The sequence below is a fragment of the Acinetobacter sp. YZS-X1-1 genome (assembly GCF_000804305.1).
GTDB lineage: Bacteria > Pseudomonadota > Gammaproteobacteria > Pseudomonadales > Moraxellaceae > Acinetobacter > Acinetobacter variabilis.
Genome location: NZ_JWHB01000008.1, coordinates 55936 through 75721 on the forward strand (window position 1 = coordinate 55936; position 19786 = coordinate 75721).

Here is a 19786-nt window from a genome sequence, read left to right on the forward strand (position 1 = left end):
AGCACTTTACAATTTTCATGTCTGCAAAGTCAAAGTTTAAACACAGGAATTGCTATAGCCAGTTTTCCATTATCAAATCCCGTACAGTTGCGCTAGAATACTCCACTTTGATTCCTTTCCCTCTGGTCTTAAGTCGATCGCGTATGAAGCAGCACTTTCCTTTAAAAAATGCACAACAAGAAAAGCGCATCTATAGCAGTCGGGTCTGGATCTCTGTCGGTATTGTGGTTTTCTTTATGCTGCTGCTGGTCAGCCGCTATGCCTATTTGCAAATTTTTAATTTTGAAACCTTCTCTACGGCTTCTGACCAGAACCGTATTCGTCTGCAGCCTTTAGCGCCAGCACGCGGTTATATTTACGATCGTAACGGTATTTTACTTGCCGATAATTATCCTGTTTTCACAGCTACCTTAAGCCGCGCCGATGTGCAGGATATTGATGATACGCTGAAACGTCTTACACCTATTCTGGAATTAACCGAAGAAGATATTGAACGTTTTCAGGCACGAATCAAGACGGCGCGTAAAACTGAGCGTGTGTCAATCAAGCTGAATCTGAATGAAAATGATATTGCCCGTTTTAGTGAGGTGAAATATCTATTTCCGGGCGTCAATATTGAAACGCAGATGACGCGTTACTATCCACATGGTGAACTCTTCGCGCATGTGATTGGTTATGTCGGCCGTATTAATGACAAAGAACTCAAAGAAATTGATAAGGACCTCTATGCCGGGTCTAACCTGATCGGGAAAATCGGGGTAGAAAAATACTATGAAGATTTATTACATGGTGTGCCGGGTAATGAATCTGTTGAGGCTGATGCTTTCGGTAATGTTCTGCGTCACTTAGGCCGTAAAGAGCCGGTACGCGGTAATGATCTGTATTTATCACTGGATTATGGTCTACAAACCATTGCCACTGAACAACTGGCCGGTCGTCGTGGTGCTATTGTCGCGATTGACCCACGTACAGGTGAAATTCTGGCGCTGGTTTCCAGTCCAAGTTTTAACCCTAATTTATTTGTCACTGGGATTAGTAGCAAAGATTATTCAGGTCTTCGTGACAGTTTAGATCAACCACTCTATAACCGTGCTGTTCAAGGGGCCTATCCTCCAGGTTCGACCATTAAACCGATGTTTGGCATGGGTGGCCTTCATTATGGCCTGGTCGATTGGGATACAGCAATTTCCGATCCCGGCTATTTCACACTTCCGGGCGATTCGCATAAATTCCGCGACTGGAAAAAGTCAGGACACGGCGTAGTCAACTTGCATAAATCGCAAGTGGTCTCGTGCGATACCTTCTTCTACATTTTGTCGTTCCGTATGGGCATTGAAAAAATGAACACATGGATGCGCCAGTTTGGCTTTGGCGAAAAAACTGGTGTCGATCTGCCAAGTGAAAGCTCTGGTCTATACCCAAGTCCGGAATGGAAAATGCGTACCCGTAAATCTAAATGGTCACGTGGTGAAACCATCTCGGTGAGTATTGGTCAGGGTGCCTTTACCGCCACACCATTACAGCTCGCCATGGCAACTGCTATTACAGCAAATCAAGGCTCACATGTTACGCCTCACGTACTGCGTGAAAGTAAAGGTGCCAAACCTTTTACAGTACATAATGCCCCTAATGGTAAAATCGACTTTAATGGTCAACCAGATGACTGGATCAAAATGCGTGATGCGATGATCGATGTGGTTCAGTCAGGGACAGGTCGCGGAATCCGCACGCCGATGTATCAAATCGCAGGTAAAACCGGTACGGCACAGGTAAAAAGTATTGCCCAAGGTAAGCGCTATAATGAAGCCCTGCTGACTGAACGCCAGCTGGATCATGGTCTATTTGTTGGTTTTGCACCTGCTGAAGCCCCTGAAATTGCAGTAGTCGTTGTCTGGGAAAATGGCCGACATGGGGGTTCTGCTGCGCAACTGGCTAAACCGTTATTTGACTACTGGTTACTGTCTCGCGATAAAAATCCGATTCACCCTGCCGGTCATCAAATTAGTGGCGGTCTCATGACAGCAGGTATTAAACCGGGCGAATTGCCAAGTGGACCGAATCTGTTAAGTGCTGATCCGAATGCGACCCCAACCCAAGAAGGCGGTCAGGCGACCCACGCACAGCCAAACAATCCGCAACCTGCAACTTCTCGCTCTACCCCTTCAGCCAATGACGATCAGGAATAATTCATGAAAAACCAACTTAGAATTATTGGTGGTGACTGGAAACGCCGTCAATTGGCTTTTGCCAATATCGAAGGATTACGTCCTACACCTGACCGTGTGCGTGAAACTTTATTTAACTGGCTAATGTGGGATGTCCAGAATGCCTGTGTCTTGGACCTGTGTACCGGTTCAGGTGCTTTATCTTTTGAGGCATTATCACGTGGTGCAGCTTCAGTAGTGATGATTGAGCCGGATCGTACTCAGGCACAATTCCTCACCCAAAATCTGGAATTACTCAAAGTCACCAAAGCACGTGCGCAACTTAAAGTTGCGACAGCACAACAAGCATTAACCAGCCTGAAACAGCAGTTTGATCTGGTCTTTCTAGACCCGCCTTATAGTTTGGATCTATGGGAAACTCTGGCTACTCAGGCTGATCCACTGATTAAAGAAGATGGTTTTATTTATGTAGAAGCCGATCGTGAACTGAGTACATTGAAGTTACCAAGTTCATGGCGTTTAGTTAAAAATACCAAAGCCGGTACAGTACGCGCAGGGCTGTATCAGAAAAAAGCGGCTTAAGACCTACTTATATTAAATACTTAAATAAAAAAGGATTACTTCCTTTAAGGAATCCTTTTTTATAAATAGAAGATAATGGTTAACGATTACGACGCCAGTCCCGATCTCCTCTATCACGTTTCCAGTCACGATGATCTTTATGTTTTTTCCAGTCCTTATCACCACGATCCCGATCATAATGTCCATTACGATCATGATGACCGCGATAACCTTCATCCCAAGGATCAACCACACAGCCTGTTAGCGCTACTGCCAATACGGATGACAGTAATATCATTTTTTTCATGTTCATCACCTCTATACCGCCCTCAATTAGTATCAAGTGATTTCATGAAGAGTACGCGGAGCCATTGTTGCACTCTTGTATGATTTTGTTCATTTTCCATACTTAATTAAAGGATTTGTCTCGGATTTAATAAAAACCATTTATGCATATTTACACTTAGATTCGCATAAATACAGCTAAGGATTTGCTTGGTTTTTCTGGCTATATTTTGAATACTACAGACTTTTCCAATGCCCTGATTTTTATGACCTGGCTACTCTTTATTCTTGGTGCAATTATCGCAGGATTTGTACAGGGACTTACCGGTTTTGCTTTTGCATTAATTGCCATGTCATTCTGGGTATGGGGATTGAGTCCTCAACTTGCTGCGCCCTTAGTGGTTTTTGCCTCGGCGTGGAGTCACCTCATTTCATTATCCAATGAACCTAGACTTCCTCATCTGCACCGAACCTTATATCTACCTTATTTAATTGCTGGTCTGATCGGTGTCCCACTCGGCACCTGGTTACTGAATATCGTTGAAGCGGGTACTTTTCGTATTTTGCTGGGTATATTTCTCGTGATCTGGTGTCCACTGATGTTGCTTAATCCACAGATTAAATTGATTCAGCATTCAGGTAAAACTGCGGATGCAGGGATTGGTTTGGCTGGTGGCATTTTAGGAGGTTTAGGGGGATTCTGTGGTTCTGTACCCTCTGCCTGGTTAATGCTGAAACAGCTGCCGAAAGAACAGCAACGCTATATATTGCGTCATTTTAATTTTGCCATACAGGTGTTTACCTTAGCCGCCTATTTACTGCAAGGCACCTTAAATCAGACTCACCTCCCCTATATAGCGGTACTCATTCTGGCTGTAAGTATTCCCGCTATTTTAGGCGCACGTCTGTTTCATCAAATTTCAGAATTACGTTTTAAACAGATTGTCTTAGGCTTGCTCTTCAGCTCGGGCTGCTTTCTCCTGATCAAAGAAGGTATTGACTCATTTTCGCGATAGAGCAGCTCTAGAGCCTTACATCACTTTGCTTTCAGCCCTATTGCTGTTATGTTAACCCAAATGATTCTCAGGCGGATATAAGCAATGCAAATTCGTGATCAAATTGTACTTGTGACTGGTGGTGCTCGTGGACTGGGACTAGCCATTACCCAGCTCCTGATTCAGGAAGGTGCACGTGTGGTAGTAAATTACCATAGCAGCAAAACCCAAGCTGAGGCTTTGCAAAATCAGTATCCTGATCAGGTCTTTGCCTATCAGGCAGATGTAACACAAGCTGATCATGTAAAAGCTTTATTCGCTGCCAGCAAGGCCCATTTCGGAGAAGCCATTCATTCCGTTATTAATAACGCGCTGGTGCAATTTGAGTTTAATGGTGATGAACGACCTAAAGTTGAAGATCTGACCTGGGAAAGCATGGCCCGTCAGTTTAGTGGAGCAGTTCAAGCCTGTTTAAATACGACACAAGCTGCACTAGAAGATATGAAACAGGCACATTTTGGCCGTATCGTGAATATTGGGACTAACCTGGTTCAAAACCCTGTCGTTCCTTATCACGATTATACGACTGCGAAAGCGGCACTATTGGCCTTTACCCGAACTACTGCGCAAGACCTTGGTCAGTATGGGATTAATGTGAACATGCTTTCAGGCGGATTACTGCAAACTACAGATGCAAGTAAAGCAACACCTGACTTTGTCTTTGACCTGATTGCTCAATCCACTCCTTTACGTCGCGTGATTACACCTGAAGAATTTGCGTCTGCTATTTTAATGTTCTTATCACCTTATTCACGTGCAGTGACAGGCCAAAACCTGATTGTCGATGGCGGACTGGTTAAAGGTTAAAGATCGCAAAGGAAGAATGAGATTCTAAATTTCATTCTTCTATTTTTTGACCAGTTGTTGAATAAAACTACTTTTGCATAGCACATTTACTTCTACAATAGTGCGCTCCCCATCAAAGTTCATCTATTTTCTATGAAACTCCTAACGGCATTGCTCAGTAGCATGTTACTGGCAGGTTGTATGTCCAATGATCTTAAAAAGTCAGAACAGCTTCTGCAAAACTTCAATTGTGCCAAGATTGATACAGCGCAAATGCCACACAGTAGTATGACGGATTATTATCAACACATGCTGTACAGCAGCAAAACCAAGGTCGAGTCTTATATTGAGCAATATCATCAAGGTGAAGAGCTCTTTGACCTGCCTTTATATGAAGTGGTAGAACAGCAATACAATCTTTATAAAGATGCCTGCCAGAATCTGGGGGGAATTTTATCTGAAGAGAATCAAAATTAAATTCGGTATTTATATACCGTACAGAAAAGCAGAGTTCATCCCTCTGCTTTTATTTTTCCTGAAATTAAAAATAGCGTTGATCAATACTGAATTTTTCAGGAAATTTAGGTTCAATATTGGCATAGAACGCCATGATCTCAGCCATATCCTGTTCATAATTTCCTGTTGGATAAATGATTTTACCTACACCCGCTTCTTTTTTTGCATAATCCATATAAGCCAGCGCAATCGGTACACCCGCATTGATCGCCACGTGATAAAAACCAGTTTTCCATTGTTCCTGACGGGCGCGTGTGCCTTCCGGTGTAACCAACATGACTAGTTTAGGATGCTCTTTAAATAGATCTGTCATGACCTGAACCATGCTTGGACGTGGCTCACCCGGTTGTTTAGGACGACGGTCAATACCAATTCCACCCATCGCACGTACAAAAGGCCCAAATGGAAATTTCATATAGCTGTCTTTAATGGTTAGACGTACATTCACTTTTAATGCCTTTAAGGCCAAACGTGCATATAGTGCATCCCAATTACTGGTATGTGGCGCTGCAATCATCACACATTGATCAAGGTCTTCAGGCCATTGATCATCGGTTTTCCAGCCCATTAAATTTAAAGTTTTCTCAGCTAAATTTTCAAACACAGCTACATCACAATCATTGTCAAAATTTCGCCACAGTCTAACAATGCAGCAAAATATAGATAGTGCATCCTGATCAATAAAGCACCAATTAATGTATATTTGTATTTTTAAATTTTAGGAAGAATTTTCAATTTATTGTTATTTTAATATTTCTTCTTTCACTTCCTACTGCAAGCTCACACTTTTAAGCAAATAGTGAGTTCAATTTATTTTACTGATTTATATATTTTTCCATCCTAATTTTAGGACATGTCGATTTTAGCTTTCTTTCTATACTTCGCTGACATAATAAATTTCAGGAAGATTTTCATGAAAAAGACTTTAATTTGTCTTGCCTTAGCGGGGTTACTTACAGCATGTGGCGGTTCAGATAATGATCGTACAGAGGGTTCATCACCTGTTCCACCTACCGCTCCGGTCGGGAGCGAAACTGGTGTACTGACAGATGGAATTATCTCAGGGGTAACATATATCACCAGCAGTGGTGCTGAAGGGGTTACTAATGAAAAAGGCGAATTTAGATTTAATGACGGAGAAAAGGTTAAATTCCTGATTGGTGACGTTCAACTAGGTCAAGAAATTGAAGCTAAAGAACGTGTTACGCCTTTAGATTTAGCACAAACTGAAAATGCACGTACCAACCTGATGGTGTTTTTACAGTCTTTAGATACAGATAGTAATCATGACAATGGGATTAGTATCAGTACTGAAGCTGCTAATGCTCTTCTGAATCAAAGTTTAGATTTTTCTAAGGCCCCTACAGCATTTGCTACAGATGTGGTATCAACAGGCGTAGTTACCACAGAAAAATTGATTACACCTGAAAAAGCTGCAGAGAACTTCCAGTCAACTTTCTATAAAGACATCGCCGGTACTTGGGAAATTGGCCGTAATGCAAACAGCGCTGTACTGATCCATATTTTAGAAGACGGCCGTTATGCCTTAGGTCAAGCAGAAGCTGCTGACGGTGATGGAACGCCTGGCATTGAAACTGGAGAGTTAAACTGGAACGCAACTACAAGCGTGATTTCACCGCGCATTATTCAAGACAGTAATGGTGAATGGGGACTCTCAAATCCTGCAGAAGGCAAACCTTATACCTTAAACTATGATGGCACGACCTTAATTCTGACAGAACCTGGGATCAATACCGAATACCGTTTAAGCCGCGTCAAACAGTCTGCTAATGGTCTGGTAGGTGCTTGGAGATTTAGTGACACCCATTTATTTGCCTTCTTTGACACAAACTATTATTTCTTCCTGGACACTGAAGGCGGAGATGATTGTGGCTGGCCTGGAATTGAATATGGCAAATTTACTCTTTCAGGTAATACACTCACAACCACTGAAGTTTTATTCGATACCAATAAATGTGGCGGATTACAAGACAATTCCGATGGCAGCAAGACCATTGCAAACATCAATGTATCGGCTGAAACTCTGATCTTGCATCCACAAGGTGAAGGTCCTGTAACATTACAGCGCGTTAGATAATGAGCACAGCCTACCTAAAGAATTATCTTTAGGTAGGTTTAATTAATATGTTCAAAATGAATCGTACATCCCATTAATAAGTGCATTAGCTCAATTTGTGAAGTGCAGTCAGTTTTTTCATAAATATTCTTAAAATAAGTTCGTACTGAACTTAAAGTGATCCCACATTTTGTCGCAATTTCTTCTAATTTGTAGCCATTGATTAAAAGCTCACACAAATCAAATTCACGTTTCGACAGTTGATATGCTTGCTGTAAATAAGCTCTGGATAATGAATAATGCCGATTTTTGTCTGTCATAAATACGGCAATCTGATGCTGAGCTTCAGAAAATTGCTGCATTTTCCTCAATCTTTTAAAAGGCACAACAGTGAGCATCAATTGCTGTCCTTTAGAATCCTGCACAGCCAAGACCCCACCTATTTCACTCGACATATTGGTATCTTCCAGCAAAGCACTGGATAGCAATCTTTCCAGACGCTCCTGATCACCTACCGGTGTTTTTAGACGGTTATGCATATCCATTTCCAGACATGTGGAGGCTTCAATCATGCTTTGTGCTAGTGGATTTGAATAAGATAACTTGAGGTCCTGATCCAGCAAAATAATACCGATTTTTAAACAGTCTAATACGGTATATAAGCTGATATTATCTTGTTGTACTAAACTGATTTGCCGATGAATCTGTAAAGAGCGACGCAAATGTATGCCGATCCGTTTGAGAAAATTCAGTTCAGCTGCTTCAAATCCTTGGGTTTGCGGAGCACGATGTAATCCCATGACTGCCCAACGATAATTTCCTCTGTCAAGTAATACTCCCGCCATATATCCTATCCCTGTAGGCTTAAGGCATTTTTCATAAAAGATATACCGCTCTGTTCCAGGTTGATCTGCATAATGACGGCAGTCCTGATTAAGCGCCTCCCCCATATCAATTTCATTCCATAGAGGCATGTGCAGCTTCATGTCAATGACCCGAATCCGTTCATCCTGATAAGCAGCCAGACTTTCTTCCGGGATATTGTAGGTATAAACAAAGTCATAGGCAGGATTGAATTGATCAAGGCCGGTAAAAATTGCACTATGACTCTGGGTATATTGCACAATATCCTGAATGACCTCCAGCCATAAAGCAGGCAATAAAGCAGCATCATAAATTTTCGCGATGATATTATTTTCCCGTTCTGCTTTCATAACCGCTCTTTTTAATAATTATTTCTATCAAATCATAACCTTAAGATTTATAAAGTTAAACTAAAGAAAACCTATCGCTTATTTTGTATTTTAATTATCTTAGTTTCTGATCTACATATATTTAATCCGTTTCACTTAACGAATCAATTTTTAACAAGATCCCTCTGTATATTGATAGCTCATACTTCTAATGTAAATCTTAGAACAGAAGAACAAGAGGATGATCTTCAATGAAAAAAATACTATGGCCTGCTTTATTGGTCGTAACAGTTACTAGTTTAAGTGCATGTTCTAAACAGAATGACCGCGATATGGCCAGTGCAGATACTCAATCTAATACCACAAATGCTCCTGTTACTACAGAGACTACAAATAGTCAAAGCAATATGAGTGCTGAGATGACCAGTAATGCTACTGTTAACTCAAACTGGGCAGGTGAATATGAAGGTGTTTTCCCGTGTGCTGACTGCGAAGGGATTAAAGTTGAACTAGATCTTAACCCTGACAAAACTTATGAATTGAGTGAGGAATATTTAGGTAAAACTGGAAATAATGAAACTGAAACCAAAGGTAGCTTCACTTTCGATCCTCAACAACCTTCTATTATCGTCCTAGATGGAAAAGCTGAAAACCGGAAGTTTTATGTAGGTGATAATTTCGTTGAAGCTCGTGATATAGAAACAGGTAAGGAAATACAGAGTAATCTGAATTATAAATTAGTTAAAAAATCACCTTAATCATTTTGTAACTTAATAAAAAATCCCCACAAATGCGGGGATTTTTTACATCATATGATCGAACGATGAATTACATCATACCGCCCATACCACCCATGCCGCCCATATCAGGCATAGCTGGTTTTTCTTCTGGAATTTCAGTAATCATACATTCTGTTGTTAACATCAAGCCAGCAACAGAAGCTGCATGCTCAAGTGCAGAACGAGTTACTTTAGCAGGGTCAAGAATACCCATTTCCAGCATGTCACCGTATTCGCCTGTCGCAGCGTTATAGCCATAGTTACCTTCACCGTTCTTCACAGCATTGATCACTACAGATGGCTCATCACCAGCATTGGCTACGATTTGACGAAGAGGAGCTTCGATTGCACGACGAAGAATGTTGATACCTACGTTTTGGTCATCGTTAGCACCAGTCAGACCATCAAGTGCAGATGCAGCACGTACCAGTGCAACACCACCACCTGCAACAACACCTTCTTCAACTGCAGCACGAGTTGCATGAAGTGCGTCGTCTACACGGTCTTTCTTTTCTTTCATTTCAACTTCAGTTGCAGCACCGATTTTGATAACTGCTACACCGCCTGCCAATTTAGCAACGCGTTCTTGAAGTTTTTCTTTGTCGTATTCAGAAGTAGATTCTTCGATTTGTGCACGGATTTGCTGAACACGCTCAGAAATCTGATTTGCATCACCAGCACCATCAACAATCACTGTATTTTCTTTAGATACAGTCACTTTGTGTGCAGTACCTAAGTGTTCAAGTGAAGTTTGATCTAACTGCATACCGATTTCTTCAGAAATCACAGTACCGCCAGTCAGGATCGCGATATCTTGAAGCATCGCTTTACGACGGTCACCGAAGCCAGGTGCTTTAACCGCACATACTTTGATAATGCCGCGCATGTTGTTCACTACAAGTGTAGCCAATGCTTCGCCTTCAACATCTTCAGCGATGATAAGAAGAGGCTTACCAGTTTTCGCAACAGCTTCTAGAACAGTGATCAATTCACGGATGTTACTGATTTTCTTGTCAACCAACAGGATGTATGGGTTTTCAAGTTCAGCAGTTAAAGTGTCTTGTTTATTTGCAAAGTATGGAGAGATATAACCGCGGTCAAACTGCATACCTTCTACAACATCAAGCGAATCTTCGAAGCCTGAACCTTCTTCAACAGTGATTACGCCTTCTTTGCCTACTTTTTCCATTGCTTGTGCAATCAGAGAACCAACAGTGGTGTCAGAGTTTGCAGAGATCGAACCGACTTGCTCAATCGCTTTAGAATCAGAAGCTGGTTTTGCAGTTTGTTTAATATTTTCAACAACAGTTTTAACTGCAAGGTCGATACCACGTTTCAGATCCATTGGGTTCATACCCGCTGTTACTGACTTGATCCCTTCGTTCAGGATTGCTTGAGCCAATACAGTTGCAGTGGTTGTACCGTCACCTGCGATATCATTGGTTTTTGAAGAAACTTCACGAACCAGTTGCGCACCCATGTTTTCGAATTTGTCTTTCAGGGTAATTTCTTTCGCAACAGATACACCATCTTTAGTAATGTGCGGTGCACCGAAAGAACGGTCGATTACAACGTTACGGCCCTTAGGACCCAAAGTCACTTTCACCGCATCTGCAAGGATGTTCACACCAGCGATCATTTTTGAACGAGCTGAATCACCAAATTTTACGTCTTTAGCTGACATATTTGACTCCGAATATTGTTGTATCTTTACAAAATCTGAATTGGAATGAGTAAAACGATCTGGCGCAGATTAAGCTTCTAATACTGCCAGAATGTCAGACTCTTTCATGATTAAAAGTTCTTCGCCGTTTACTTTTACAGTTGTACCTGCATAAGTACCGAACAATACTTTGTCGCCAACTTTTACGTCTAACGCGCGTACACCATTGTCAGTGATTTGACCATTACCAACTGCAATGATTTCACCTTGTGCAGGTTTTTCAGCAGCAGAACCTGGAAGTAAGATGCCCCCAGCTGTTTTTGTTTCTTCTTCAACACGACGAATAACAACGCGGTCATGTAATGGACGAATGTTGCTCATAAATAACTCCATCAGACTAAGTCTTTTTTAGATCACCGATGACGACTTATTTATTCCATTGGTCATCATCAAAATTTTTTGATGTCCTTTTTATGGAGATGGAATAAAACGCTTCAAGGGCAAAAATGAAAAAAAATTGGTTTTTTTTTAATTTTTTGATGGATTGCGTATTTTTTGTCTATTTATTTATGGGATCAGGCTGTCGAACAAAGGTTTTTAACTGTTCATCAAAACAATATTGCGTAATTTTTCCTGTTTCATCAATTGCATTAAAGCTATTCGGCTGATTCTTATGGAGCCGATGTGACGCAGAAGTCCCGGCATGTACATCATAAACCGGATGATCTCCTCCCAATTCGAATATATGGTTCAAATCATAGACTGCGGTATGATGCAAATGCCCATGCAATACAGCAAACAGACCATGTTGCGACCAAGACTCCAATGCAATTTTGGCCATCAGGGGAATATCCTTAAACCCCCGCCTATTCTGAAATGGCACATAAAAAGGTTGATGACTGACAATAATCTTAATTTTGGAAGCAGGTGCCTGCTGTAGTTTTAGGTCAATCCTTTGAATCTGCTCAAGTGATAAATGGCCTTTGGTATGATATCGACGTCTAATTGAATTTACCCCAATCAGATAAAAATGTTCAGTTTCTAAAACAGGCTCGAGTTCACCGAAAAATAATTGATAACGGGTAAATGGAGTAAATAGCCGATTCCATAAATGATAAAGCGGAATGTCATGATTCCCTGGTATCACCAGATAAGGCGTATTCAACTGATCCAGAAACCGTTTACAGGCAAAAAACTGTCCCAAACGTGCTCGCTGGGTCAGATCACCGCTGACTACCACCGCTTCCAATGCATGATCCCGACAAAATTGCTGAATAGCCTCTAAACATTCAGGTCTTTCTGTACCAAAATGCAGATCAGAGAGATGTAGAATCATGCGGCACCATTACACTTAAACTATTTTTTAAAACTGAAATATTTAAAGGTGGTATCATTTCTACCGTTTCTCCATCTATAGCCACCATTAATTTCTTACGTTTAGACTCAATTCGCACCTGTTCTGCAGCAAAACTATAGACATCAGAGGCTTGATCAATCTTGCCCCGAATTAACTGATATACCAGCTTGAATAACGTCAGCTTGTCACTTTTGGAGACCACAACCCCAGCCACCTTCCCTTGCTCAGCAGCTTGGGCAATCCGCATTTTCATGTCTGCCAGTTGAAGTGGATTATTACCAAAGAAAATCAGTGGAGTTTTGACCGGATATTTCTTCTGACCTACCCAAATTTCCAGTTTTAATTCTTTACGGTCACGAATCAAAACATCGAGTGCTGAGGTATAGGCATGTAAAGGGAAACGGCCAAATATGCGATTATAGTCTTCACGTTTTTTAATAAATAAGGGATATAAGCCCAGACTAGCATTATTCAGGTAGATTTCCTGATTGATGCGTGCCACATGGATACGTTTGGTTTGACCCGTTGCAATGACTTGTGCGGCTTCAACCAAATCTAAGGGAATATCCAGCAATCTTGCCGCATAGTTAAAAGTCCCTAAAGGCAATATTCCGACTGGAATATCAGTTTCAAGCAGGTGTTTGGCGACTGAATTGAGCGTTCCATCTCCTCCTGCTGCCACGACCACACCATGATCCGGCGATTGTTGATGCCGTTGCAGCACTTCAGCAATGACTTTTTTGAACTGTTCTGGATCGTTGATTTCAAAGGCTTTAGTCTCAAAATCATGCGCTGCAAAAATATCTAGTAATTGCTTATATTTTTCTTGTTGGTCGAATAGACGGAAACCAGAATTATGATTATAAATAATAGATAAGGGTTTAGATTGATTAGACATTTTTTACACAGATTGATGCACACCTATTGGCATTTTGTCCAATTCATAAACAATTAACAGTTGCTTTATGTAAAATTCGAATGGCGACCATTTATTTAATCAATAACAAATATAAGTGAACAATTTTAATTAAATATTTGATTCAAATATAAATAATTAAAATAAATACCACGCATAAAGATAATAAATACATATTTAAGATTTTGATTTTATTTATATCTTATTGTTTTATATAAATTTAAACAGAAAATAGCATAATATTCCAAATAAAATCCAGCACTTCTTTAGTCTTATTTTTTTGATGATTTTATGCTTTAATACAGCCACTTTTTTTCATATTTCATCTGGCCAGTATTTTATTGACCAGATTGTACTTTGTACAAAATTTTGTACACATTTGAGATAGGCCTCACCATGACCCAAGTGAACGCACCAGAATTCGTTCGTCACCCTAAGCTTATTGCATGGGTGGAAGAAATTGCTAAATTAACAAAACCAGCAAAAATTGAATGGTGTGACGGTAGCGCAGAAGAATATCAACGTTATATCGACTTGATGATCGCTAACGGCACAATGCAAGCGCTTAACCAAGAGAAACATCCTGGTTCTTATCTTGCAAATTCTGATCCTTCTGACGTTGCTCGTGTTGAAGACCGTACTTTTATCTGTTCTGCAAATAAAGAAGATGCTGGCGCGACCAATAACTGGGAAGATCCAGCAGTTATGCGCGAAAAATTGAATGGTCTGTTTGATGGTTCAATGAAAGGTCGTACCCTATATGTGGTTCCATTCTCTATGGGTCCTTTGGGTTCACACATTGCGCACATCGGTATCGAATTAACTGACTCTCCTTATGTGGCAGTCAGCATGTCTAAAATGGCTCGTATGGGTAAAGCTGTTTATGACGTTCTAGGGACAGATGGTGAATTTGTTCCTTGCGTACACACTGTGGGTGCACCACTTGAAGAAGGTCAAAAAGATGTTGCTTGGCCTTGCAACAAAGAAAAATACATCGTGCACTACCCAGAAACTCGTGAAATCTGGTCATTTGGTTCTGGTTACGGCGGTAACGCATTGTTAGGTAAAAAATGCCTGGCTTTACGTATTGCATCTTATATGGGTCGTCAACAAGGCTGGTTAGCTGAACATATGCTAATCCTTGGCGTGACTAACCCTAAAGGCGAAAAACATTACATCGCAGCTGCATTCCCATCTGCTTGTGGTAAAACAAACTTCGCGATGCTGATTCCACCAGCAGGTTATGAAGGTTGGAAAATTGAAACTGTAGGTGACGATATTGCCTGGATCAAACCAGGTGAAGATGGTCGTTTATATGCAATCAACCCTGAAGCTGGTTTCTTCGGTGTAGCTCCTGGTACAAATACCAAAACGAATCCGAACTGTATGGCAACTCTTCATAAAGACGTAATCTATACAAACGTTGCTGTGGCTGACAACGGTGAAGTTTGGTGGGAAGGTCTGACTAAAGAAGCACCTGCGAATCTGACTAACTGGAAAGGTCAACCACACACTGGCGAAGAAAAAGCGGCTCATCCGAACGCTCGTTTCACAGTTTCTGCTGGTCAATGCCCTTCTATCGATGCGGATTGGGAAAATCCAGCAGGTGTTCCAATTTCTGCGTTCATCTTCGGTGGTCGCCGTGCAGACACAGTGCCTCTAATTTCAGAAGCATTTGACTGGGTTGATGGTGTTTATAAAGCTGCCACCATGGGTTCTGAAACAACTGCTGCTGCTGTTGGTCAACAAGGCATCGTTCGTCGCGACCCATTTGCGATGCTTCCATTTGCTGGCTACAACATGGCTGACTACTTCACTCACTGGTTAGAAATGGGTGAGAAAGTTGGCGAGAAAGCTGCTGCTGCTGGTAACAAGCTTCCTGGTATCTACAACGTGAACTGGTTCCGTCGTGATGCTGAAGGCAACTTCGTATGGCCTGGTTTCGGTCAAAACATGCGTGTTCTTGAGTGGATCATCGATCGCTGTGAAGGTCGTGCTGATGCTGTTGAAACTCCAATCGGCCGTGTACCTACTTACGAACAGCTCAACTGGACTGGTTCTGATTTCACTAAAGAACAGTTTGACCTGGTAACTTCTCAAGACAAAGATCAATGGATCAAAGAACTTGAAAGCCACACTGAATTGTTCAACAAATTAGGTGATCGTCTGCCAGAAGCGTTGAAAAAACGCCAAGCTGAACTTCTTGAAGCGGTTAAATCTGCTTAATTGCTGATTTAATTTTAAAAAGGTCGCGTAAGCGGCCTTTTTTTATTATTTTAAGGCAAGGTTAAAGCAAATCTTTTAATTTGTTTTACATCTAAATAAAAACCACATTCACTGTTTATTAATCTCCTCAAAGAACATCATTTAACCAGTTAATCCAATATAAAAATCAAGCAATTACTCTAAACAAATGGTAAATATATGTTTTATAAAAATATTTGAAAATTCCATTATTTATTAAGACTAAAGTCCTATAAAAACAGAAAACTTGGAGGCGTATAAGTATATGAAATCTCCTCACTTTCTCTCTCACTAAAACATAACTTTTTAGATTTTATAGCAATGAAAATTTAAAAAAGATGTGTTTTACAGCATTCCTTTGGAGCAATGTTGTGAATCAGCCACTTCCTGAAGCTGCTACACCGCAGCTTGACCGTAAAACACGGGTTAAATCTATTCTCGGTGGTTCTGCAGGTAATCTGGTCGAATGGTACGACTGGTATGTTTATGCAGCTTTTACCTTATATTTCGCTTCACAGTTCTTCCCTGATGGTGACAATACTGTCAAGCTCCTTCAGGCTGCTGCTGTATTCGCACTTGGTTTCTTGATGCGTCCGATTGGCGCATGGATTATGGGAATTTACGCTGACCGCAAAGGTCGTAAAGCCGGTTTAACACTTTCTGTATCTTTGATGTGTGTCGGTTCCCTGATTATCGCCTGTGCACCCACCTATGATTCAGTGGGCATGCTCGCCCCTGCGCTGCTGTTATTTGCTCGTTTATTACAAGGTCTGAGTGTAGGGGGTGAATACGGTTCAAGTGCCACCTACTTAACCGAAATGGCAGGTAAAAATCACCGTGGTTTCTACTCAAGCTTCCAGTATGTGACCCTGATCTCAGGTCAACTATTGGCACTGTGTGTACTGATTTTCCTACAACGCGCTTTGACTGAAGCACAACTCACTGAATGGGGCTGGCGCATTCCCTTCCTGATCGGTGCATTCCTGGCAATTGTAGTGTTCTGGATCCGTCGCGGTCTGGTAGAAACACAATCTTCAAAACAGGCCGTTGAACAGGCGAAAAAAGGTGGTCCTAAATCCGGTGCCTTAGCTTTATTCACTAAATACCCAAAACAGGCATTTACCGTGATCATGCTGACTGCAGGTGGTACTTTAGCTTTCAACACATTCACTACCTATTTGCAGAAATATCTGGTGAACACTTCAGGTTTTGAAAAAACTACTGCTACTGAAATTACTACCCTTGCAATCTTTGTATTCATGTTATTGCAACCAGTTGTGGGTGCACTCTCTGACAAAATTGGCCGCAAGCCAATCATGATTGCTTTTGGTGTGCTTGGTGTACTCTTTACCATTCCTATTTTTAATGGCTTAGGCTCAACTACCAACCCAACTACAGCATTCATGCTGTGTATGAGCGGTATGGTAATTGTAACTGGTTACACAGCGATTAATGCCGTAGTAAAAGCTGAGCTATTCCCTGCCCACATCCGTGCCTTAGGCGTAGCTTTGCCTTATGCGATTGCCAACACCCTATTTGGGGGTACAGCAGAACTGGTGGCTTTAAGCTTTAAAAATGCCGGCCATGAAAACTACTTCTTCTATTACATTACTTTTATGATTGGCCTGTCACTGCTGACTTATGTCTTTATGAAAGACACTAAAAAGCACAGCATGATTACTGATGACTAAGTAGCTGTATTGCTCTAGGAGCTTTCCGGATGGAAACATTCGGAAAGCTTTTTTATTGGAATTTTATGTTTACTGCCATTCCGCTATTTCGTTGCTATGGCATACTTGTCTGATAAAAATACGGGAAATCATCATGATGAAAAAAACAGTTTTTTTACTCGGCTTAACTATCGGCACTTTAGGCCTGACAGCATGTCAGACGGCACCTCAACAATTTAACGGTCAGACCGGATATGAAGTCCTGGAACGTTCAGAAAATACTGCGACCTTAAGCTACACATTAGCAGGACGACCAAGTCAGGATGAAAACAGATTACAAGCTGCTTGCAGACAAGTTCTTGGAACCTCTAAAAACTATAATATCCAGATTATCAATAGTCAGGAAATAGTTAACCCAACTCCAGAACAGGTTCAGTATGGCCGTCAACTCGGGGATAGTCGTACCCAGATCAGCTTGAGTAATACACCTGATTTATATAACAGTGAAAATCCAGGTGCCCGAGAGGCATTAGATGCCCGCCCTACCACTGTACGTGTGATTCGTTATACCTGCTCATAAAAACAGAGCATAAAAAAAGGGCTTGATGCCCTTTTTTATTTTTTAACTCTTGTGTTTTATTTGGTTCGATAGAAGCTAACATTGCGAAATTCGGGTGATTCATCCAGATCTGGCCAGGTGGTTGCACTGCGTTCATCCAGTTTGAGATATTGTGGATGACTAAAGTTTTTAACCCGGCTGTCTGCAACCCAGACCTCGGGTGCAAATTTCAGGAATTCATCCAGAAAGAAGCGGTTACACTGATCATAAAGCACGTCAGCCGCTAGCAGTATATCCACCTGTTCTGTTTTATAGAGATCATCCAGATATTCCAGCTCAACATCATTTAGCTCAGCATTGGCACGACAGGCATTCAGACTGACCTGATCGATATCGCAACAGATCACCCGCTTGGCTCCTGCCATTTTCGCAGCAATCGCAACTACACCGGAACCCGCACCAAAATCCAGCACTACCTTGTCTTTGACATGATGCGGTTCAACCAGCAGCCATTGTGCCATGGCCAGTCCAGATGCCCAGCAGAAGATCCAGTATGGCGTATCATTCCAGATCCGGCGAATCACTTCATCGTCAAGTTTGTCTGTCGGAAAAACTGGTGGAATCAGCCAGAGTGAAATCGGTGTTTCCGGCACTTGTTGCGCCGTTAGTTCACAATTGGGAATGACTTGGTGTAAGGCTTGAAGCAGATGCTTAGGGGCTTTAGGAAATTGGACAGTACAGCTCATGAAGAAAGCCTTGATGCGAAAATATCTTTATTGGAATTTATACATTAATCGGATACATGACCACGTCATTCGCAGCTGTTCGAGGCAGACTGAAATCTAATTCGTCCTGTTTTTGCGACACATCAACCACGCAAAAGAAATATGACGAGTTCTGCGAATGACAAATGGTTTTGGTTACTTTTGCCGAAACAAAAGTAACAAATGAACTTCTTGCATCTTAATAGTCACAACGATACGACTCCGCCGTAACTAATTAAATTTCAATTAACCCAAAGCCTTCTCAGCAGCTTCTACAGTTTGACGAATCAGCGTGGTGATTGTCATAGGACCTACACCACCCGGAACTGGGGTATAAGCAGAAGCGATTTCTTCGATACCGACTAATTCAATATCGCCAACACCGCCGCCATCACGTGGGTGGAAGCCAGCATCAACAACAACGGCACCCGGTTTGATCCAGTCTTTCTGGATCAGTTCTGCTTTACCTACTGCACCTACAATGATGTCAGCCTGTTTTACAAATTCAGGCAGGTTTTGAGTACGTGAATGACAAATGGTCACAGTAGCATTCGCCTCAAGTAACATTGCTGCCATTGGTTTACCTAAAATCGCAGAACGACCAACCACTACCGCATGTTTACCTGCGATTTCAATATTATTTTCTTTCAGGATGGTCATGATACCTGCAGGCGTTGCAGAACCGTAAGCTGCTTCACCCATCGCCATACGACCATAACCCAGGCAAGTCACACCATCTACATCTTTTTCAAGCGAGATTGCATCGAAACAAGCACGTTCATCAATTTGTGCAGGAACCGGATGTTGTAACAGAATACCGTGAACATCTGGATTTGCATTCAACTTTTCAATTTCAGCCAGCAATTCTTCAGTAGTTGTTTCTTTTGGAAGCTCAACTTTTAATGAATCCATACCAACACGGCGGCAAGCATTACCTTTCATACGCACATAAGTTGCAGATGCGCCATCGTCACCCACCAAAATAGTCGCAAGAATTGGAGTACGACCTGATTTTGCTTTTAACGCTTCTACGCGAGTTAACAAGTCAGCTTCAATTTGCTTCGCCAATGCACGACCGTCTAGAACTAATGCCACGGCACTTCTCCCAAGTGTTGATATGAATCAATTTTGCACATTCTACATGATAATTCTGAATATTTTCCGCCATATGCTGTTTTTATGCGCATACAAATGAA

At 41.5% G+C, this 19786-nt stretch carries 19 protein-coding genes; 10 read left to right on the top strand and 9 right to left on the bottom strand.

The window, feature by feature from the left end; all coding sequences use genetic code 11:
- Positions 1–143 precede the first annotated feature (143 nt).
- Together mrdA and rsmD are read left to right on the top strand one after the other, a co-directional pair.
- Positions 144–2186 carry a penicillin-binding protein 2 gene (gene mrdA, locus RJ01_RS06835; protein ID WP_081402651.1) on the top strand — a complete coding sequence of 681 codons (2043 nt, stop codon included), beginning with the start codon at positions 144–146 and terminating at the stop codon, positions 2184–2186.
- Positions 2187–2189: 3 nt separating this feature from the next.
- A complete protein-coding gene (gene rsmD / locus RJ01_RS06840; RefSeq protein ID WP_034170494.1) occupies positions 2190–2747 on the top strand; it encodes a 16S rRNA (guanine(966)-N(2))-methyltransferase RsmD in 558 nt (185 codons plus the stop codon).
- 79 nt (positions 2748–2826) lie between these two features.
- On the opposite strand, the gene RJ01_RS06845 is transcribed toward rsmD, so the two are convergent.
- Positions 2827–3033 (bottom strand): hypothetical protein, encoded by a 207-nt coding sequence (locus RJ01_RS06845; RefSeq protein WP_004782913.1) that lies wholly within the window; start codon positions 3031–3033, stop codon positions 2827–2829.
- A 244-nt stretch (positions 3034–3277) separates the two neighbouring features.
- Between RJ01_RS06845 and RJ01_RS06850 the strand changes: the two genes are divergently transcribed.
- From RJ01_RS06850 to RJ01_RS06860, 3 genes are all read left to right on the top strand, one after another.
- Positions 3278–4027: a sulfite exporter TauE/SafE family protein gene (locus RJ01_RS06850; protein ID WP_034170527.1), complete on the top strand. Its 750-nt coding sequence runs from the start codon at positions 3278–3280 to the stop codon at positions 4025–4027.
- An 84-nt stretch (positions 4028–4111) separates the two neighbouring features.
- Positions 4112–4873: a 3-oxoacyl-ACP reductase gene (locus RJ01_RS06855; protein ID WP_004782917.1), complete on the top strand. Its 762-nt coding sequence runs from the start codon at positions 4112–4114 to the stop codon at positions 4871–4873.
- A 132-nt stretch (positions 4874–5005) separates the two neighbouring features.
- Entirely contained in the window at positions 5006–5329 is a 324-nt protein-coding gene (locus RJ01_RS06860) for a hypothetical protein (RefSeq protein ID WP_034170495.1), read from the top strand.
- A gap of 64 nt (positions 5330–5393) precedes the next feature.
- On the opposite strand, the gene RJ01_RS06865 is transcribed toward RJ01_RS06860, so the two are convergent.
- Positions 5394–5972, bottom strand: coding sequence for a 1-acyl-sn-glycerol-3-phosphate acyltransferase (locus tag RJ01_RS06865; protein ID WP_034170496.1), 579 nt, complete (start codon positions 5970–5972; stop codon positions 5394–5396).
- A 309-nt stretch (positions 5973–6281) separates the two neighbouring features.
- Between RJ01_RS06865 and RJ01_RS06870 the strand changes: the two genes are divergently transcribed.
- Positions 6282–7466 carry a hypothetical protein gene (locus RJ01_RS06870; RefSeq protein WP_034170497.1) on the top strand — a complete coding sequence of 395 codons (1185 nt, stop codon included), beginning with the start codon at positions 6282–6284 and terminating at the stop codon, positions 7464–7466.
- Positions 7467–7504: 38 nt separating this feature from the next.
- On the opposite strand, the gene RJ01_RS06875 is transcribed toward RJ01_RS06870, so the two are convergent.
- On the bottom strand, positions 7505–8659 hold the full coding sequence (locus tag RJ01_RS06875) for a helix-turn-helix transcriptional regulator (protein ID WP_034170498.1): 1155 nt from the start codon (positions 8657–8659) through the stop codon (positions 7505–7507).
- A 230-nt stretch (positions 8660–8889) separates the two neighbouring features.
- Between RJ01_RS06875 and RJ01_RS06880 the strand changes: the two genes are divergently transcribed.
- The gene (locus tag RJ01_RS06880; protein ID WP_034170499.1) at positions 8890–9396 is read left to right on the top strand and encodes a copper resistance protein NlpE; all 507 of its coding nucleotides are present in this window, start codon (positions 8890–8892) and stop codon (positions 9394–9396) included.
- A 70-nt stretch (positions 9397–9466) separates the two neighbouring features.
- Here the strand turns inward: RJ01_RS06880 and groL are convergent, their stop codons facing one another.
- The 4 genes from groL to RJ01_RS06900 all read right to left on the bottom strand — a co-directional run bounded on the left by groL (position 9467) and on the right by RJ01_RS06900 (position 13335).
- A complete protein-coding gene (gene groL / locus RJ01_RS06885; protein ID WP_005234685.1) occupies positions 9467–11101 on the bottom strand; it encodes a chaperonin GroEL in 1635 nt (544 codons plus the stop codon).
- A 69-nt stretch (positions 11102–11170) separates the two neighbouring features.
- On the bottom strand, positions 11171–11461 hold the full coding sequence (gene groES, locus RJ01_RS06890; RefSeq protein WP_004646315.1) for a co-chaperone GroES: 291 nt from the start codon (positions 11459–11461) through the stop codon (positions 11171–11173).
- A 178-nt stretch (positions 11462–11639) separates the two neighbouring features.
- Positions 11640–12416 (bottom strand): metallophosphoesterase, encoded by a 777-nt coding sequence (locus tag RJ01_RS06895; protein ID WP_034170500.1) that lies wholly within the window; start codon positions 12414–12416, stop codon positions 11640–11642.
- On the bottom strand, positions 12397–13335 hold the full coding sequence (locus tag RJ01_RS06900; RefSeq protein WP_034170501.1) for a diacylglycerol kinase family protein: 939 nt from the start codon (positions 13333–13335) through the stop codon (positions 12397–12399). Before RJ01_RS06900 ends, RJ01_RS06895 begins: the two co-directional genes overlap by 20 nt.
- 414 nt (positions 13336–13749) lie before the next feature.
- Here RJ01_RS06900 and RJ01_RS06905 point away from each other — a divergent pair, with 414 nt between their 5' ends.
- From RJ01_RS06905 to RJ01_RS06915, 3 genes are all read left to right on the top strand, one after another.
- Positions 13750–15579 carry a phosphoenolpyruvate carboxykinase (GTP) gene (locus RJ01_RS06905; RefSeq protein WP_034170502.1) on the top strand — a complete coding sequence of 610 codons (1830 nt, stop codon included), beginning with the start codon at positions 13750–13752 and terminating at the stop codon, positions 15577–15579.
- A 356-nt stretch (positions 15580–15935) separates the two neighbouring features.
- Entirely contained in the window at positions 15936–17288 is a 1353-nt protein-coding gene (locus tag RJ01_RS06910; RefSeq protein WP_376738167.1) for an MFS transporter, read from the top strand.
- A gap of 133 nt (positions 17289–17421) precedes the next feature.
- The gene (locus tag RJ01_RS06915) at positions 17422–17847 is read left to right on the top strand and encodes a hypothetical protein (protein WP_081402652.1); all 426 of its coding nucleotides are present in this window, start codon (positions 17422–17424) and stop codon (positions 17845–17847) included.
- 56 nt (positions 17848–17903) lie between these two features.
- On the opposite strand, the gene RJ01_RS06920 is transcribed toward RJ01_RS06915, so the two are convergent.
- Both RJ01_RS06920 and folD read right to left on the bottom strand, forming a co-directional pair.
- Positions 17904–18572, bottom strand: a complete 669-nt coding sequence (locus RJ01_RS06920; protein ID WP_034170504.1) for a methyltransferase — start codon at positions 18570–18572, stop codon at positions 17904–17906.
- A gap of 264 nt (positions 18573–18836) precedes the next feature.
- Positions 18837–19685: a bifunctional methylenetetrahydrofolate dehydrogenase/methenyltetrahydrofolate cyclohydrolase FolD gene (gene folD, locus RJ01_RS06925; RefSeq protein WP_005234671.1), complete on the bottom strand. Its 849-nt coding sequence runs from the start codon at positions 19683–19685 to the stop codon at positions 18837–18839.
- Between the last annotated feature and the right edge of the window lie 101 nt (positions 19686–19786).

Excerpts from the sequence above, each read along its gene's own strand:
- mrdA (WP_081402651.1), top strand. The coding sequence starts at position 144 with ATGAAGCAGCACTTTCCTTTAAAAAATGCACAACAAGAAAAGCGCATC.
- rsmD (WP_034170494.1), top strand. The coding sequence starts at position 2,190 with ATGAAAAACCAACTTAGAATTATTGGTGGTGACTGGAAACGCCGTCAA.
- RJ01_RS06845 (WP_004782913.1), bottom strand. The coding sequence starts at position 3,033 with ATGAAAAAAATGATATTACTGTCATCCGTATTGGCAGTAGCGCTAACA.
- RJ01_RS06850 (WP_034170527.1), top strand. The coding sequence starts at position 3,278 with ATGACCTGGCTACTCTTTATTCTTGGTGCAATTATCGCAGGATTTGTA.
- RJ01_RS06855 (WP_004782917.1), top strand. The coding sequence starts at position 4,112 with ATGCAAATTCGTGATCAAATTGTACTTGTGACTGGTGGTGCTCGTGGA.
- RJ01_RS06860 (WP_034170495.1), top strand. The coding sequence starts at position 5,006 with ATGAAACTCCTAACGGCATTGCTCAGTAGCATGTTACTGGCAGGTTGT.
- RJ01_RS06870 (WP_034170497.1), top strand. The coding sequence starts at position 6,282 with ATGAAAAAGACTTTAATTTGTCTTGCCTTAGCGGGGTTACTTACAGCA.
- RJ01_RS06875 (WP_034170498.1), bottom strand. The coding sequence starts at position 8,659 with ATGAAAGCAGAACGGGAAAATAATATCATCGCGAAAATTTATGATGCT.
- RJ01_RS06880 (WP_034170499.1), top strand. The coding sequence starts at position 8,890 with ATGAAAAAAATACTATGGCCTGCTTTATTGGTCGTAACAGTTACTAGT.
- groL (WP_005234685.1), bottom strand. The coding sequence starts at position 11,101 with ATGTCAGCTAAAGACGTAAAATTTGGTGATTCAGCTCGTTCAAAAATG.
- groES (WP_004646315.1), bottom strand. The coding sequence starts at position 11,461 with ATGAGCAACATTCGTCCATTACATGACCGCGTTGTTATTCGTCGTGTT.
- RJ01_RS06895 (WP_034170500.1), bottom strand. The coding sequence starts at position 12,416 with ATGATTCTACATCTCTCTGATCTGCATTTTGGTACAGAAAGACCTGAA.
- RJ01_RS06900 (WP_034170501.1), bottom strand. The coding sequence starts at position 13,335 with ATGTCTAATCAATCTAAACCCTTATCTATTATTTATAATCATAATTCT.
- RJ01_RS06905 (WP_034170502.1), top strand. The coding sequence starts at position 13,750 with ATGACCCAAGTGAACGCACCAGAATTCGTTCGTCACCCTAAGCTTATT.
- RJ01_RS06910 (WP_376738167.1), top strand. The coding sequence starts at position 15,936 with ATGTGTTTTACAGCATTCCTTTGGAGCAATGTTGTGAATCAGCCACTT.
- RJ01_RS06915 (WP_081402652.1), top strand. The coding sequence starts at position 17,422 with ATGATGAAAAAAACAGTTTTTTTACTCGGCTTAACTATCGGCACTTTA.
- RJ01_RS06920 (WP_034170504.1), bottom strand. The coding sequence starts at position 18,572 with ATGAGCTGTACTGTCCAATTTCCTAAAGCCCCTAAGCATCTGCTTCAA.